The sequence below is a fragment of the Paenibacillus sp. RU5M genome (genome assembly GCF_900221055.1).
GTDB lineage: Bacteria > Bacillota > Bacilli > Paenibacillales > Paenibacillaceae > Paenibacillus > Paenibacillus marchantiae.
In genome coordinates, this window is record NZ_OBQM01000002.1 from 701340 (window position 1) to 718128 (window position 16789).

Here is a 16789-nt window from a genome sequence, read left to right on the forward strand (position 1 = left end):
AAATTAACAAGTCAAATACCCCTGCATAAATTTCCTCTGTATAGGAGGGATATGTGCAGGGGTTTTTCATAGAACATCTTCTTTTGAATAAGTAGCGAACAAGATATCAATTATTCAAATATAGTCAGCTTGTCCTTGGCTGGTGTACGTTCTTTGGCAGAAGGAATAACATCTGGGTACCCCATGTAAACCATGCCGATAATTTTTTCCCCAGCCTGAACGCCAAGGGACTTACGGAATTTTGGTCCGTACAAGAAAGGCTTGGTTACCCAGAACGTTCCAATGTCTTCACTCCATGCCGCGAGTAGGAAGTTCTGTACCAATGCACTCACTGCTGCAAAATCTTCATCCCAGATATTCTGGCGCGGATCTTCTTCCATAACGACAAGCATGACGGCAGGGACCTGCTTGATATTGGCAGAGAACTTGTTATCCTCTCCCATCTCGGCATCAATCGCGTCTGCCAGCTTATTCAGTCCATTTCCGCTAAACAATAAAAACCGCCACGGCTCACGCAATTTATGATTGGGTGCCCATACGGCTGTGTCCAACAAATCAATAATTTGCTGTGTGGGAACAGCTTCTTTTTTAAACTTTTTGACTGTACGACGATTTTGAATGGCTTCTCTTACGGCGTTACCCGTTTGGGTAGATTTACTCATGACCATGCCTCCCAGATTATAAAAAATTATCCGTGACCGCAGTTCAAGCCTGCGATATGAATCGACTCATTTATGAAAAATCAAACGGTGCAGCAAAACTGGATTACCCTCTTGATTATACACTGATCTGTTCATTGGATTCAAAGGAATGCGGATAACATTATCTCGTTCTGGTTATTTCGGATGCAAAAGGCGACTTCGACTCTTCCCTCCGCCGAGGGAAACTTTAGAGTCAACGTCGCCTTTCTTCATTATAAATAGCTATTTAATCAATAAGGGTATGATCCTGCTCCTTCATATTTCCCATTCACAAAATCCATTTTGTTTATTTTTTCTTGGTTGCCGGCGATATCCGTGCTGAAATACTCCACTGATTTGACATCAGGAGCATAGATTTTTATTGGTACGGTAAACGTGATCCATTCACCCCCATTGATTCTGTACTGGGTCATTTTCAAGCCAGATCCGTTAACTTCGTCCGTTGCCTTCAACTTAAAATTAAATCCATTAATATATTGTTTTCCGTTGGATACCTCTGTCAGAGGAACTAAATTATATTTGGTTACAGGCGGGGTTTTGTCCACATTACTTTTAAGGAAAAAATCAAATGTATTGTTAGGTCCTTTGACCAAAGTTACCCTAATCGTTTGATTGATATAACCATCCGCTTCAACAGAGATTATGCTTATTCCCGGAGACAGTCGATCCATTGAATACTTGCCTTGTTTGTCTGTTATCATCTTAAGATTATTAATAGATACCGTGGCCCCAGCCACTGGCCTCCCCTGTTCATCTTGCACCAAGCCACTCACCTTGGCGGCCTCTTGAAGTGTTATGTTCAACTTCTCTGTAACACCGGTATATAGAAAAAGATATTTTGTGTAAGGAACATACCCATCTGCATCAACCGAAACCACAATATCAGGGGCGGAATAAGGATTAATACCTGTAATTGCGTAGTTTCCATCCTTGTCCGTCTTCACAGACTGGCTGACAGTTGTTGCTTTAATGACAGCACCCACAACTGGTTTTCCTGATTGATCAGTAACTTTGCCTACAACTGTTGCTGGTTCATAGAGGGAAAAATTAAATGCCCTTGTTTCTCCCGGAATCAAATAATAGCTAATATAATTTTTGTCGGTGTCCAAGTACCCCTTGGCAACCAGACTAATCTTGATGCGTATGCCTTCACTTAACGTTGTTTCAAAATTGTACTCTCCCTTGGAATTGGTTTTAATTGTTTTGGTTGCTATTTCGCTGTTTTCGAATGTGTACATCTTAATATTTACATTTACATCTTTCACTGGAAAACCATCCATATCAGTAATTTTTCCATAAATTTTTGAAGTTTGAGCAAGATTATTAACTTGCCCCTCCGTAGAAGCATTTTTGGATGCAGCATATGTCGTTCCAGAATACAGCAGACCACACACCCCGAAAAATATTAAAAACACACTTAAACGAATCATCCATTTCCATTGAATACTCATGACAATCGTTCACCTCATCCAAATATAGTAGTAAGTCCGGTGCCATATGAACTCGTTTTATCTATCTAACTGACCAACATTTCGAGCTTCCAAAATTCCCCGCCCCATACATATTGCCAAATTCCTTCACCACCGTTCATGGTTTCGCTAATATCCAGCACTTCCAATTGCGGTGTCACCCAATCCAGTTTCATTTTCTTTGCCGCAGCAGATTGAATTTCTTTCATAGTTCACACCTCTTTTTCATATTTGCTTTTCTCATTTTATTATAAATGATACATTTTGTATCTATTTATTTTAAGTGCTCCAGTCTTTTTGTCGACTAGCAACAGTGTTAGAAAACACAGCAAGGCTTCATTGTTTATGGAATAGAAAGAACTTGTAAAAGGGCATACATGATAAGGAGAAAGAGTGCACATTATAACAGGCAACTCATTTTCGTATATTGAATTCAAACATATCGTTTGAGCTCTTATTTAGAGAATTATTAATTAGATGTAGTCCATTAACGATCGGAAAAAGGAAATATTAACTCCAAATATAATTTTAATTACCTGCACTTATAGATACGGATTGTATCATTTTTACTGCATGTGAAGTAGCTATTTCCTTAATTTCTTTCTATCCTATAACCTGCCAAAAAAATAACCCACAAGAGAGTCACTTTTTCAAGTGTCTTTCTTGTGGGTTAACACATCAGAAGAATCGCGTATAGTAGGAACTCAAAATGCATTAATGATATGATCGACCGAAACGGCTTCGCCTGCTTTATCCAACATGACTGCGATCACATCAAAACGGATTTGATGATTTGTCTCTCCCGTCATTTGCAAATATACAGATGCAGTTGCACGTACCTGCTGCATTTTACGAATATCTACCGACTCCTGGGGTGTTCCATACAGTCCAGTTCCACTTCTACTGCGGACTTCAATAAAAATAATCATGCCTTCATGGGAAGCAACGATATCAATCTCTCCGCTTCGGCAGCGCCAATTTCGCTTCAAAATGCGATAATCATGCTCACGAAGCCAGTCGCAAGCAGCTTCTTCACCCAATCGCCCTTTTTGCTGACGTGTCAGTTTTGAAGCTGGACCCTGTTCTGATCTGTGCTCTACCATGATTCCTCTTCCTCTCGTCCAGAAGCCAGACGGTCAGCACGATAAATGTAGGTCAACACTTCGGCCACCAGTTGATACAGTTCCGACGGGATCTGTTCATCCAAATCCAGTTTGGAAAGCACTTCGACAAGTGCAGCATCCTCCTGAACAGGCACACCATTTTCCTTGGCTTTATCCAGAATGGCTTCTGCCACTTTGCCACGGCCTTTGGCTACGACCACTGGTGCTTCGCTCTCACCAGGTACATATTTTAAAGCAACGGCCTTTTTGGACATCAGGTCCGGTTGCGAATCCTCTTTCATACCCGCATGTCCACCCCTTTGTATCGTTCAGGACTGTAGTCCGAGGCAGTCATTTTCCGTTCGGCACCCGGTTCCTGGCCAACAGGCCAGGGTTCCGCCTTGAAAGTCAGCAACTGATAACCCAGCTTGTCCAGCGCCTTATGGATCTCTTCGCGCCCACTTTCCAAGAGCGGTCCCATTCCTTCGCCGTCATTAAGTACACGCAGACTGACGATATTATTAACAACATGCACATCCACCAGCGTTGGACCAAGACTTTTCATGTCCAGATCAAACCAAAGGCGGCAGTTGGATGCATCCAATTCACCGCGTTGCCCACGGCGTGATTGAATCTGAACGGAAGCCGTCTCTTCTCCGTCAGGTCCGGTAATGGGGATAAACCAGTGCATCTGGGCAAAGGTAGCACTGCGATCTGTTGTTAGCAATAACTGCTGACCTGTTAGAAATTGCACAGCCTGTCCTGCGGCATCTTTGAGCGCCGCAGGTGCACCCTCGCTGCTGGCAAGCTGCAGCAGCAAGCCCTTGAGCGTGTCCGCGGTTCCCGGGCTCGCCACTTCCCCCACGCGCGCCTGCGCAGCCGCGCCGTGCACTGCCTGCTGCTCGTGCTCCGCACCGAGCAGCTTCAACACGCGCCCCACCCACGGGTCCCCCTCGTGGGTGACAGGCGCCGCCGCAGCTCCCGCAGGTGCTGCGGCACTACCGCCAGCCGGCAGCGCATCCGCGCCGGCTGGCAAAGGCTGCGGCACGCCTCCGGCAGCCGCAGCCACCGAGCCGCCCTGCGATGCAGGGGCGGCCTGCGTCGCCGCACCCGGCTGTGCCGGTGCGGCTGTGGACGCGCTGCGCAGCGCGTCCAGCAGCGCCAGCAGCTTGGGCGCCAGCTGCGCTGCCGATGGAGCTGCTGGCGCCCAAGCTGCTGCGGAAGCGGTAGGCCCCGCAGCAGCAGGCGTTTCAGCGCGGCCGTCCGTTCGCCCGGCCGCGCCCCCTTCAGGCTGGCCTGCTATCACTAGCCCAGCAGCAACATCTACAGCCGCCCCCGGCATGCCCGGGCGGCTCCCAGCAACGCCCGCGTCAGCTGCACGCGGGCTCTCACCAGGTATTCCAGTTCCTGCCGGAATACCTGTACCCACCATGCCAGCAGTTCCAACATGGCTGGCCCCTGCTTTAAGCCCAGCATTCTCTGCATTTCCTGCACCAGTCTGTCCATTGCCTTTAACCGCGCCACCAGCAGTATCCACAGATCCATCTGCCATTTGAGCATCACCAGCGACTGCACCAGGCACGAGTTGCGCGGACAATCCGGTTGCCCCTCCTACCTGACGGTTACTGCCTGACGCAGCTACCGTTTCTCCCGCCTGCTCTCCGTTTAACGGTACAGGCACTCCAGCCATAATGTTATTCTTAACCGTAGCTGCCTGTTCACCAGTCGGCAGCGTTTTACCCGCGGTTTGTGTCAGCATGGACTCCAGCTGTTCAGCCAAGCCCTTCAACAACTGATGTAGTGGCGGGCCAAAAACAGCTTGATGTAGACCCTTTACCGTTTCCGCTGTAACCGGAAGACCACGCTGAAAAGCAATACCTGTTGCCTGCACCCATTCTTCAACAGGCACCTGTGCAGGTTTGGTTGTCATCATATTTTGAACCATGGCTACATTATCCTTGGTTAAAGGTAATCCGCTTCGCTGCATAGCTAACAGCAGTTCCCGATTCCCCTTGGTATCCGGCAAACCTACCTCCTGAAGCAAATTGTTCAAAGATGCCTGTGGCAGTTCTGCCAATGTACCCGTCAGCGGTTTCATTACCGTTACGCCATTTTCACCTGGAGGCTGGACCTGAAGCAGTGTTGTTTCACCTGGCCGAAGCGGAGTTTCTAATTTTGCACGCACCTGTACACCCTGAATCTGAAGAACCGCATCTGCTCCATCATCGGATACACTAACCACAGAACCCCTTACAACCTGACCTTCCTTTAACTCCAGTGGCTTGGCATTTCCCGGTTTACTATCTCCCAGCAGCCCACGAATCACGGAACTTATATTCATACCCTTACCCCTCCCTCCGTGAATGGTTTAATTAAAATAAAGTGTGCTGTTCTCCGAGCAGATTGCCGAGAAAACTGCGACGATGCATGGGTGTAGCACCACGAGCCATAATTTGTTCACGATGAAATTTCGTTGCATATCCCTTATGTATCGATAAACCATATTCCGGATATAACGTATCCCAATCCTCCTTGCAAAGCCTATCCCGGGTAACCTTCGCAATAATGGATGCTGCCGCAATGGATTGACTGTTTGCATCGCCTTTTATAATGGACAACTGCGGTATATTCACATCTACCTTTTCGGCATCTACCAACAGGTAGTCAGGCACGCCCTCAAGTGCTTCTACCGCACGTTTCATGGCAAGCCTTGCAGCCTGTTTAATATTCAATTGATCAATCGTTTCCGCATCTGCATAACCGATTCCCACTGACAACGCCTTTTCCATTATAATGTCATATAATGCATCGCGCTTTTTCTCCGTTAATTTCTTGGAATCATTAACCCCTTCCAGAATCAGATCACGAGGTAAAATAACGGCTGCCGCTACTACATCTCCAAATAAACAACCGCGTCCCACTTCATCAATTCCGGCAATACGTTCAAATCCACTTTCCCAATATTCACGCTCATAAATCAGCAGATCTTTGGACTCCACCATTTCTTTTTTCTTCTTTTTCGGTTCAACCAGGGCATCCAGTTGCGTCAATTCAATTAACTCATTCATTTCATTCATTACGGTGTCATCTCCTCTGCCCACTCTTGCTTCAACACATCACTTTTATATCATTTTATTATATAGACGTAGATTCCCGATTTTTGTTGTATCAGATCCTATTAAATAAGAAATAAGATTCTGTAAAGCGAAATAAGATTCTGTAAAGCATATATGATAATACGATGATGAGATATTATTTTATCGGTATCTGATCGCTTAAATTGAAGATATTCAGCATTGAGCAGGCTAAATCTTCATCACTCATCATAGCATGATTTAAGAGACCCAGATATACGTTCAATACAATCCCATAAAGTGCAATTTTCTAGAATCACCTTCCAGATCAATCAAAGTTCCTTTATTTTAAATTCCAGTATGGCAAAAAGCGACCGCTCCCGGTAATCCGGTAACGGCCGCTTCTTTCGGCAGTTGTCTCTTATTTAATAAGGAGCTTCCATAGAGAAACGTCCCATTTTGCCCGCACGCAATTCACGCAGAAATGCTCGCGATGCCTTTTCCAAATCGATACGCCCACCACTTACCACACAACCACGTATACGACCAACCTGTTCCATAATCGCAACAACGCTGTCCGAATCATCCGCATCCTTGGAAAACTCCTGAAGTCCATAGCGTTCTTCAAGAGAATCCCAGTAATAACGCATTAGATAACTGATGCCAAAAAAGGCGATGTCTTCTGCATTCAGAATCTCTTCCTTAATTGCACCTGTTACCGCAAGACGATAACCCACGTTTTGATCTTCAAATTTCGGCCAAAGAATACCCGGGGTATCCAGCAGTTCCATTTCTTTACCAACTTTGATCCACTGTTGTCCCTTCGTCACACCAGGACGATCTCCCGTTGCCGCAATGTTCCGTCCAGCTAGTCGGTTAATTAGCGTGGATTTACCCACGTTTGGAATACCAACAATCAGTCCACGAACCGCTCTCGGGTTAATCCCTTTAGCTATTTGACGATCAATTTTTTCTTTAAGGAGAAGCTTCGCTTGCGTTGGGATGTCTTTCACGTTGGTACCTGTTGAAGCATCTACAGGGAAAGCAGTGATTCCCTCTTTTTTGAAATATTCAATCCATTCTTGCGTCACTTTCGCATCCGCCAAGTCGGACTTATTCAACAAAATCATCCGGGGTTTGCCCTGTAAAATCTCGTCAATCATCGGGTTGCGGCTGGAGACAGGCAGACGGGCATCCAGCAGTTCGATGACCACGTCAATCAGCTTTAACTTATCCTGAATCTGGCGTCTGGCTCGGGTCATATGACCTGGAAACCATTGAATCGTCACCTTGTCTTCACCTCATTATTTGTTGATATACAAGCTTTTTCTACGACATGCACACCGCATCATTTCGCTGGCAAAACAATCTTAGATTTCTATTATCCCCAGATTAGTTCTGCCCTCTACGTTTTGGTGTACACTTTATATTTTGCTTATATATCCTGCATTCATATTAATGGTTAATCCATTTGATATCGCCGATCGGCCAGAAAATCACATCTGCACGACCTACAATATCCGTCAGTGACACATAACCGATCATACGGCTATCTGTACTGTTCGGACGGTTGTCCCCCATTACAAAAACATGACCTTCAGGTACTTTCCCATCCGGGAATTGCTCATTAGGGAAGTCCTTCACGTTATAGGTTCCACCGTTCGCTTCAGCAGCATCAATTGCTCCCTGAATGTAAGTCTCATCGACTTTTTTACCATTGACGAGAACTGTATCGTCCTGAACCTCAACGGTATCACCAGCGACAGCAATGACACGTTTAATGAAATCACGGCCTTCGGTTGGAACGTGGAATACGATTACTTCTCCGCGCTGTGGTTCTCTGATATCATATAAAATTTCATTGACGATCACACGTTCACCTGTATGAAAATTCGGCTGCATGGAAGGCCCGTCCACAACAAACGGTTTGAACAGTAACCACCGAATCAAAATGACAAGTACTAGTGCGATCACGATGGCTTTGAGCCATTCGAAAATTTCATTTTTGGCTTTTTTGGATCGACTGCCTTTCTCTTCGGCAGTATTGCCCTGGTCCTGTTGAACTTCCTGTTCCATTAATGATCTTCCTCTCTTCACAGTACATGTTATAGCAGTTTTTACACATCATCAGTTATGTAATCTTACACGCAAGCATTACCAGTACATTTAATCCACAATTCAAATGTCCCTCAATAACTGATTTCACAAGCCTCCCGGACTATTCGCGCGTGTGCCGCCATACCATTTTACTCGGAAGTGCACCTCCGGTTCAACTTTTCCCGGACAAAAACGAAAAGGGCTTGTCTCCAAGCCCTCCCCGGTATCCGTTATATTAACGAATTTCTTTAATTCTCGCTGCTTTACCGCGTAGTTCACGAAGATAATAAAGCTTCGCACGACGCACTTTACCACGGCGAGCCACTTCGATTCTATCGATTTTAGGGGAATGAAGCGGGAAAGCTCTTTCCACACCTACACCGTAAGAAATTTTACGAACTGTAAAAGTCTCACTGATTCCACCACCACGGCGTTTAATCACAACACCTTCGAACAATTGGATACGCTCACGAGTTCCCTCGATTACCTTAACGTGCACTTTCAAAGTGTCACCAGGACGAAAACTCGGAATATCCTTACGAAGTTGTTCTTGTGTAATCGCTTGAACGATATTCATCTATGACTCCCTCCTTCCGTACAGGCGTTCATACTTCTTCCAGAGAACACCTTGTCTCCTTCATTATCCATAGAGGACCGCCGTATTCCACATAACAGACTTATTGTATCACGCACCATAACAAAACACAAGGAAAAATAAACAAATTGCTGACAGAACTCTTTAGTTCTTCAATGCCCTTTAATCCTCATTATTTTCCTTTACTCCAATTAGACGTTATCCGCTATACGTTCATCTTAAATACGTCCTGAATTTTATTATAGTGTCATTACAATTCCATTAAAATACACCTGTCCATGCGCTTTTCTACACAATTCCTTTATGCACATAAAAGCTTCAGCCCCTTGGATTGTCATAATTAGTATTCTTGAATAAGTCAAGCATTAGACGGAAAAAATACTGTAACTTTCTGTCAAGAAAGATCGTCTATGATATAGCTTGTTGGATTACGTGCTGATGCATCTAAATGTAATTCCACGCAGAAATGAAATGGCAAAAGGAGAACCAAACGAATTATGAAATACTTCAAAAAAATTGCTCTTGCTGCACTCGCATTACTCACTTGTACCATTACAATGTATGCGTATGCGGTAACTCATCCTACCAATGCAATGTCTCACAAAGCATGCACGTCCTGGGATATGGTCAAACGTAAGGCATTTCTAATGTCTCACTCCGATTATTCCAGCAAACCTGCACTTGATCTGGCTACCTTTCACATCGCACAAGGTTCAGCTACTGAAGTACCTGTACTGATGTATCATTACATACAGCCCAAAATTAATAATCATGAAACAAACAACAAATCGATCATTAATCTGGAAGACTTCGAAGAAAACATGAAATATTTGCATGAAGAAGGCTACAACACAATTACACTGGAGCAGCTTGAACAATACGTGAATGGACAGATCTCCCTGCCCCAAAAATCTATTGTCATCACCTTTGATGATGGGTATCAGAACAATTATACTTTAGCCTACCCTGTGCTCAAAAAATATAATTTCCATGCTTCCCTGTTTGTAATCGGCAGCAAAATTCAGGATCAGCCTTCGGCTTTTGATCCAGCCAAAAAAACGTTTATCTCCAAACAGGAGATGCAGGCCGCTAAAGACGTCTTTGAGTTCAACAGCCATACCTATAATCTGCATCACAAGGGATATATGCGTTGCGGCGACAACGTGCCCGTCGGACTCGACACAAAACTGCTGAATAATGACGTCAAGCTAATGAAAGAAACTGGTATTGATACGCCGTATCTTGCCTACCCTTTCGGTTATACCAGCACGCAGATGATCTATCAACTGCAGCAAAACGGCTATCGTATGGCCTTTTCCGTACGTTCAGGCTTTGTTCGACCTGGGGATAATCCTATGAAGCTCCCACGATTAACGGTTACGACAGGAACCAATTTGGCTGCATTGCTCCATCCTGAATCAGACCAACAGGAAATCCTTCCTGTCGTAGAGATCAGTCATTAAGCTAGCTTAATACTTCCCCGCCTGGATAAAGAGTCGAGCTATACAGCCTTTTTGGCTGAAGCTGGGCTCTTTTTATGTCCAAAGAGGTTGGAGTGATTACATCCATCACTGAGCTGGAATAGATTACGGCTTCATGTGCATCATAGATGATGACCTGCTCCCTTCCGCTCTGACACAAGTCGGCATGTACGGCATAGCAATCTTTTCCGAACGTTGCAACCGTTTGCATATTACCATTGATCAAAGATGGCAGGACACCCCCACCTCGGCGATAAGCCATGATATAGTCAAGCTCGCTGTCATCCCAGTTGCGTACAGGCTCAATAATGGTTAACCAGCCGCGAGTTTTACGATCTTCTTTCCACAGTTCTTTTCCGTCGCTATCCAGCATAAACATTCCATCCTTGCCATTCTCATCTCCACGAATAATCCGATCCAAGCCTGCAATCTGTAATCCTTGTCTTTCTCTATAAAATTTCCCCAATGCAATATGCTGTGATTCAATCGAATCCTCATAACGCCATTTTTCATTTCCGTACCGATCCATCATCACCGTGACACTGCCACCGATAACAATTTCAACCTCTCCATCCTCGTCCACATCACCAAACCATATACAGTCTGCGTGATCATCAAGATTCTGACAGGACCATAATAATGTTCCATCATGATCCAGCATGTCATACCCGGCCATCACTTCATCCTTGCCATCCCCATCGATATCGTAGACCCACGGAAAATGACCTATATTACCTTCATGCTTCCATAGCAAATTGAAATCGTGATCTAATGCCCATAACGTCTTATACCGATCCTTCAGCAGGATATCCATCGTGTGTTGGTCACCAGTCAGGTTTGCAAGAATAATACAATCATGCGCTTGCTCTCCAGGCAAATCATGACGTTTCTTTATCTCTCCGGTTCTTCCGTCTAGAATAAGCAATTGCTTGTTCATTACACACAGCACTTCATTATTTCCGTCCCCATCCCAATCTACAATCTGAGCGGGATAGTCTGATCCTGGACCACCTGCATCCGGGTCCGGTGTTCCGACCTGCCACATTAATGTTCCATCCAGATCATATGCCGACAGACAGCATACCTGATGCGGAACGTAACGGTCGTCTATGCCCCCATCTGCCTGCACCAACAGCATCTCAAGCCTGCCATCTCCATTTAGATCTCCCAGAAGCATCTTGCAACGCTCTCCAGCTTCGCTAATATCCACTCTGCCAACTTCATAAGGCTGATGATTCATAATCTTCCTCCTCAGCATGTCGTCTTCATACGCTTCTAGCTGAGATCACCATAAAGAAATTTTTCAGTTTATACAACCCTATTTCGGAACATGCAAAAATGTTCAAAGCGGCAAAAGTGTTCAATACAGAAAAAGACCAACCTTCATATCACAAGGTTGGTCTTTCAAGATTTCGAATGAGATTATTTTACGAGCTCAAACGAGATAATATCAAATTACTCTGCATTCTTTTCACGATCGGAACGAAGCTTGTTTAACCAAACTCGTTCTTTGTCCGTCAAGTCCGCCGTCTCCAACATATCCGGTCTGCGTTCCAGCGTACGAAGCAAGGATTGCTCCCTGCGCCATGCCTCAATATTCAGATGATGTCCAGATAACAACATATCGGGCACCTTCATACCTCTAAATTCCGGAGGACGTGTGTAGTGCGGGTATTCGAGCAATCCGGTACTGAATGAATCCGTTACAGCACTTGTCTCATTACCCAGTACACCCGGAATAAGGCGCACAATACTATCAATCGCCACCATCGCAGGCAGCTCGCCACCCGTCAGCACGTAATCACCAATCGACAATTCATCCGTCACGAGAAACTCACGGATACGCTCATCATAGCCTTCATAATGTCCGCAAATAAAAATCAGATGATCTTCTTGTACAAGTTCCTCTGCTTTTTTCTGTGTGAACGTCTCACCTTGCGGACACATCAGAATAATACGTGGCGGTTTCATCGTTGCCGCAGCTTCGCCCCGTTGTTCTAATACATCCTCAACAGCAGCAAAGATCGGATCTGGCTTTAATACCATACCTCCACCACCGCCGTAAGGTGCATCGTCAACTGTATTATGTTTATTGGTCGCAAAATTCCGAAAGTTTGTTGCTCCCAGAGATACAAGCCCTTTGGTTTGGGCTTTGCCCAGAATGCTGGTTCCGAATACACCGTCAAACATTTCCGGGAATAGGGTTAATACATCCACTTTCATGTTATAGCAGCCCTTCCATCAGGTGAACCTTGACTTGCTTCTCTGTAACATCCACATCAAGAACAACATCATCAATAACCGGAAGCAGAATTTCTTTACCTGCAGGCGTTTTGACAACCCATACATCATTCGCTCCAGGAGTCAAAATCTCAGAGATGGTTCCAAGTGTTTCGCCCTCTTCGGTGATGACAGAACACCCAACGATTTGATGGAAGTAGTATTCACCTTCCTCCAGCTCTGCCAGATTCTCTTTTAACACTTTGGCCATGCCGCCTTTAAACTTCTCTACTTCATTAATGTTGCCATACTCTTTCAGACGAAGAATATACATATTCTTATGCAAACGTGCAGATTCCACGTTAACCATAACTGGATGATTATCTGGTGTAAAGAAAAACAACTCTGCATTTTTCGCAAAACGCACTTCCGGAAAATCAGTTAAAGGCATGATTCTCACCTCGCCACGAATTCCATGCGTATTGACGATTTTACCTACATTCATAAACTCTGCCATACTTTCCTCCTACAATCCATTCATATTGGTACGTATATGTGATGATCTCCCGCAGCCGTTCTGGTTACGGATCGTTCTTCGTATCGCTGTTATCCTAACGCTTCTTCAGAATCGATTCCGTACCCTTCACTACTTCCGCAGATAATCATACTTGACGAGCTTTTTCAATCCTATTATTTAAGTTTCAGCATGCACGAAAAGGGGCTAGGACATGCATCCTAACCCCCTTTCGTATATCTTTAAGATATGATATCAACGGTTACCCGTTTATCCATCTTAACTGCTGCTGATGTGACGACTGTACGAAGAGACTTTGCGATTCGCCCCTGTTTACCAATCACTTTCCCAACATCGTCAGGATGAACGGTTAACTCATAAACGACAAGCCGGTCTTTCTCAACCGTCCGAACCGCCACATCTTCCGGATGATCGACCAAAGCCTTAGCAATTATGCTTACTAATTCTTCCATAGAGGACCCTCCGAATCAGCACCTTATTTAGTCAATTTAGACTCGTGGAACTTCTTCATCACGCCCGCTTTGCTCAGCAAGTTGCGGACAGTGTCAGATGCTTGTGCACCGTTTTGAAGCCATTGCAATGCTTTATCTTCATCGATCTTAACAACAGCCGGTTGTTCAACCGGGTTGTAGTAACCGATCTCCTCGATAAAACGACCGTCACGTGGGGAACGGGAATCCGATACCACTACGCGGTAGAAAGGAGCTTTGTGAGCACCCATACGTTTCAGACGAATACGAACTGCCATTTGAAAATTCACCTCCTTCAATGAAATCTGTATATCGTTCAGCTGCTCCCAGAATCAACGGAAAGGAAACTTCATTCCTTTGCCCAAACCTTTGAGCTGCTTCATCGCTTTGTTCTTGCCGCCTTTAGGTCCCATCATATCCGAGAACTGTTTCATCATGCGGCGCATCTCATCAAACTGCTTGATCAGACGGTTTACTTCGGCCAGGGATGTTCCACTACCTGTAGCAATCCGCTTCCGGCGGCTATGGTTGATCATATCAGGGTTACGTTTCTCCTCGGTCGTCATGGAGTACACGATCGCTTCGATCCGGCCCATCTGTTTATCATCAACCTTCAGGTCCTTGGCTTGTTTCATCTTGCCCATACCAGGAATCATATCCATGATCTGATCGATTGGCCCCAGCTTTTTCACTTGATCCATTTGCTCCAGGAAATCTTCAAACGTGAATTCTGCATTACGCATCTTCCGTTCCATTTCCTTGGCTTTATCGGTATCAATGTTGGACTGTGCTTTCTCAATCAGAGAGAGCATATCACCCATACCAAGAATACGTGAAGCCATGCGCTCCGGATGGAAAGGTTCCAGTGCATCAAGTTTCTCACCAAGGGAAGCAAACTTGATTGGGCAACCGGTGACTGCTTTAACGGAAAGCGCGGCACCACCACGAGTATCTCCGTCAAGCTTTGTCAGAACGACACCCGTCAGATTAAGCTGCTGGTTAAAGTGTTCTGCCACATTAACTGCATCCTGACCTGTCATGCTGTCTACGACAAGCAATACTTCATCGGGATTTACTACGCTGTGAATCTGACGAAGCTCTTCCATCAGTTCTTCATCGACATGCAGGCGTCCAGCTGTATCGATAATGACATAGTCATTGCCGTTGTCCTTGGCATGCTGCAGACCCTGACGTGCAATTTCTACAGGGCTTGTCTGATCTCCCAGGGTAAATACTGGCGCTTTGATCTGCTCGCCGAGCACTTGCAACTGCTTGATCGCTGCTGGACGATAAATATCTCCTGCAACAAGCAACGGTCTACTATTCTGCTTTTGCAGCATTTTAGCCAGTTTACCGGATGTGGTCGTTTTACCTGCACCCTGCAAACCAACCATCATCAGTACCGTAGGCGGTTTGTTCGCTTTAGCCAGCTTCGACTGGCTTCCACCCATCAAATCCGTCAGTTCCTTGTTTACGATGTCGATAATGACCATTCCTGGCGTGAAGCTCTCCATCACTTCTTTGCCAACAGCCTTCTCTTTCACCTTGGCGATGAATTCCTTGACCACTTTGAAGTTTACATCCGCTTCGAGCAATGCCAGACGTACCTCGCGCATAGCTTCGGCAACATCTTCATCAGACACCTTGCCTTTGCCACGCAGCTTGCTGAACACATTCTGCAATCGGGTCGTTAATCCTTCAAATGCCATGATCCCACCTCCTTAAGCTGTAATACTGTTTTCAGGACCGATACGTTTCATTCAACTCTTACGAACTACTCTCTGAGTTGATGAATAATATCGTTTATTTGTTTGTTGTTATCAATGGAAACGCCTGCGCGCTCCAATGCATTTTGCAAATCTTCAAGATTACGGTTGCGCCGTTCGTGCTTCTCCAGCAAGCCAAGCTTGCTTTCGTAATTTTCCAGCACTTGTTCGGCACGCTTGATATGCTCGTATACCGCCTGGCGGCTGATCTCGAACTCGGCTGCAATCTCGCCCAGCGAGAAATCATCATGAAAGTAATACTTTAGAAAAGTCTGCTGTTTCTCGGTAAGCAACCGTTCATAGAAAGCAAACAGCAAGTTAATCCGGTTTGTCTTCTCAAGCCGGTTTTCTTGACTCATAACGGGGCACTCCCTTCGTCAAGGAAAAACACTTTACACTCTTGCAACGTTCCTAATAATACCTAAAACAAATCAGGTTGTCAAGCAAAAATACTTGTCACAATAAAAACGTTCATTTTACACTCATTTTTCGTGCCTACAAGGTTGATCTTAGCCATTCATCTACAGTAGAATTCAGCCTGCTGTGTCATTTATATAGAACAAAAAAAACGAATGGGTCTCCACAGATGGAGCCGATTCGTTTTACGCTATCTACCGTGCGTGGCCTACCGAAGTGGTGTCAGGTACAGAAGTACCATAAAGAAATGAAGAATACTGCCTGCGAGCACAAAGAGATGCCAAATCGCATGGTGGTACGGAAATCCACGCCAAACATAAAAAAGCGTCCCCAGTGTATACATCAGACCTCCAGCAACCAGCAGCACAATTCCGCCTGTAGGGATGGCAGTCATAAGCGGTTGCCAGGCAATAACGATGAGCCAGCCCATCGCAATATAGAAAATCGTGGACATGAACAGAAATCTTTTCGTAAAAAACGCCTTAAAGATTACGCCGAATAATGCGACTCCCCAGATTATACCGAACAGGGTCCATCCAAGTGTGCCGCGAACAGCAATAAACAAAAGTGGAGTGTACGATCCCGCAATAAACAAATATATGGAAGAATGGTCGAAAATCTCAAATAAGTCTTTCACTTTTCCATCTTTCCATGCATGCACGAGTGTAGAGCTCGTATATAGCAGCAGCATGGTGATCCCGTAGATCGTGAAACTGACCACATGCCAAGCCGTGCCTTTCATACTTGCAAATACAATCAATATCACCAGTGCAGCTACACTGAGTGCAGCGCCGATTCCATGTGTCACCGCATTGGCGACTTCTTCACGGCGAGAATAGGTATGAGTATTGGCCATTTTCA

19 protein-coding genes are annotated in these 16789 nt (G+C 45.2%); 1 reads left to right on the top strand and 18 read right to left on the bottom strand.

The window, feature by feature from the left end; genetic code table 11:
* Positions 1-110 precede the first annotated feature (110 nt).
* From CRO25_RS08965 to rplS, 10 genes are all read right to left on the bottom strand, one after another.
* Positions 111-662, bottom strand: coding sequence for a nitroreductase (locus tag CRO25_RS08965; RefSeq protein ID WP_079694694.1), 552 nt, complete (start codon positions 660-662; stop codon positions 111-113).
* 269 nt (positions 663-931) lie between these two features.
* Positions 932-2152 carry a carboxypeptidase-like regulatory domain-containing protein gene (locus CRO25_RS08970; RefSeq protein WP_079694695.1) on the bottom strand — a complete coding sequence of 407 codons (1221 nt, stop codon included), beginning with the start codon at positions 2150-2152 and terminating at the stop codon, positions 932-934.
* 65 nt (positions 2153-2217) lie between these two features.
* Positions 2218-2379 (bottom strand): paeninodin family lasso peptide, encoded by a 162-nt coding sequence (locus CRO25_RS33010; protein ID WP_143806522.1) that lies wholly within the window; start codon positions 2377-2379, stop codon positions 2218-2220.
* A 495-nt stretch (positions 2380-2874) separates the two neighbouring features.
* A complete protein-coding gene (locus CRO25_RS08975) occupies positions 2875-3273 on the bottom strand; it encodes a YraN family protein (RefSeq protein WP_079694696.1) in 399 nt (132 codons plus the stop codon).
* Positions 3267-3575, bottom strand: coding sequence for an EscU/YscU/HrcU family type III secretion system export apparatus switch protein (locus tag CRO25_RS08980; RefSeq protein ID WP_063566425.1), 309 nt, complete (start codon positions 3573-3575; stop codon positions 3267-3269). Before CRO25_RS08980 ends, CRO25_RS08975 begins: the two co-directional genes overlap by 7 nt.
* Entirely contained in the window at positions 3572-5614 is a 2043-nt protein-coding gene (locus tag CRO25_RS08985) for a hypothetical protein (protein ID WP_079694697.1), read from the bottom strand. The genes CRO25_RS08980 and CRO25_RS08985 overlap by 4 nt, the downstream gene beginning before the upstream one ends.
* 31 nt (positions 5615-5645) lie before the next feature.
* Positions 5646-6350 (bottom strand): ribonuclease HII, encoded by a 705-nt coding sequence (locus CRO25_RS08990; protein WP_079694698.1) that lies wholly within the window; start codon positions 6348-6350, stop codon positions 5646-5648.
* 422 nt (positions 6351-6772) lie between these two features.
* Entirely contained in the window at positions 6773-7636 is an 864-nt protein-coding gene (gene ylqF, locus CRO25_RS08995; RefSeq protein ID WP_063564655.1) for a ribosome biogenesis GTPase YlqF, read from the bottom strand.
* 166 nt (positions 7637-7802) lie between these two features.
* The gene (gene lepB, locus CRO25_RS09000) at positions 7803-8423 is read right to left on the bottom strand and encodes a signal peptidase I (RefSeq protein ID WP_063564656.1); all 621 of its coding nucleotides are present in this window, start codon (positions 8421-8423) and stop codon (positions 7803-7805) included.
* Between the two features lie 256 nt (positions 8424-8679).
* Positions 8680-9021, bottom strand: coding sequence for a 50S ribosomal protein L19 (gene rplS / locus CRO25_RS09005; protein WP_024630190.1), 342 nt, complete (start codon positions 9019-9021; stop codon positions 8680-8682).
* Between the two features lie 515 nt (positions 9022-9536).
* Here rplS and CRO25_RS09010 point away from each other — a divergent pair.
* Positions 9537-10502, top strand: a complete 966-nt coding sequence (locus CRO25_RS09010) for a polysaccharide deacetylase family protein (protein ID WP_079694699.1) — start codon at positions 9537-9539, stop codon at positions 10500-10502.
* Position 10503: 1 nt separating this feature from the next.
* Here the strand turns inward: CRO25_RS09010 and CRO25_RS09015 are convergent, their stop codons facing one another.
* The 8 genes from CRO25_RS09015 to CRO25_RS09050 form a co-directional block, all read right to left on the bottom strand.
* Positions 10504-11760 (bottom strand): hypothetical protein, encoded by a 1257-nt coding sequence (locus CRO25_RS09015; RefSeq protein WP_079694700.1) that lies wholly within the window; start codon positions 11758-11760, stop codon positions 10504-10506.
* Positions 11761-11975: 215 nt separating this feature from the next.
* The gene (gene trmD / locus CRO25_RS09020; RefSeq protein WP_072732389.1) at positions 11976-12743 is read right to left on the bottom strand and encodes a tRNA (guanosine(37)-N1)-methyltransferase TrmD; all 768 of its coding nucleotides are present in this window, start codon (positions 12741-12743) and stop codon (positions 11976-11978) included.
* Between the two features lies 1 nt (position 12744).
* Positions 12745-13257: a ribosome maturation factor RimM gene (gene rimM / locus CRO25_RS09025; RefSeq protein ID WP_063564660.1), complete on the bottom strand. Its 513-nt coding sequence runs from the start codon at positions 13255-13257 to the stop codon at positions 12745-12747.
* 239 nt (positions 13258-13496) lie between these two features.
* A complete protein-coding gene (locus tag CRO25_RS09030; RefSeq protein WP_024630185.1) occupies positions 13497-13727 on the bottom strand; it encodes a KH domain-containing protein in 231 nt (76 codons plus the stop codon).
* Positions 13728-13750: 23 nt separating this feature from the next.
* Positions 13751-14023, bottom strand: a complete 273-nt coding sequence (rpsP, locus tag CRO25_RS09035) for a 30S ribosomal protein S16 (protein WP_024630184.1) — start codon at positions 14021-14023, stop codon at positions 13751-13753.
* 54 nt (positions 14024-14077) lie between these two features.
* A complete protein-coding gene (gene ffh / locus CRO25_RS09040) occupies positions 14078-15454 on the bottom strand; it encodes a signal recognition particle protein (protein ID WP_063564662.1) in 1377 nt (458 codons plus the stop codon).
* A gap of 65 nt (positions 15455-15519) precedes the next feature.
* A complete protein-coding gene (locus CRO25_RS09045; protein WP_072732388.1) occupies positions 15520-15870 on the bottom strand; it encodes a putative DNA-binding protein in 351 nt (116 codons plus the stop codon).
* A 266-nt stretch (positions 15871-16136) separates the two neighbouring features.
* On the bottom strand, positions 16137-16784 hold the full coding sequence (locus tag CRO25_RS09050; RefSeq protein WP_063564664.1) for a hemolysin III family protein: 648 nt from the start codon (positions 16782-16784) through the stop codon (positions 16137-16139).
* Between the last annotated feature and the right edge of the window lie 5 nt (positions 16785-16789).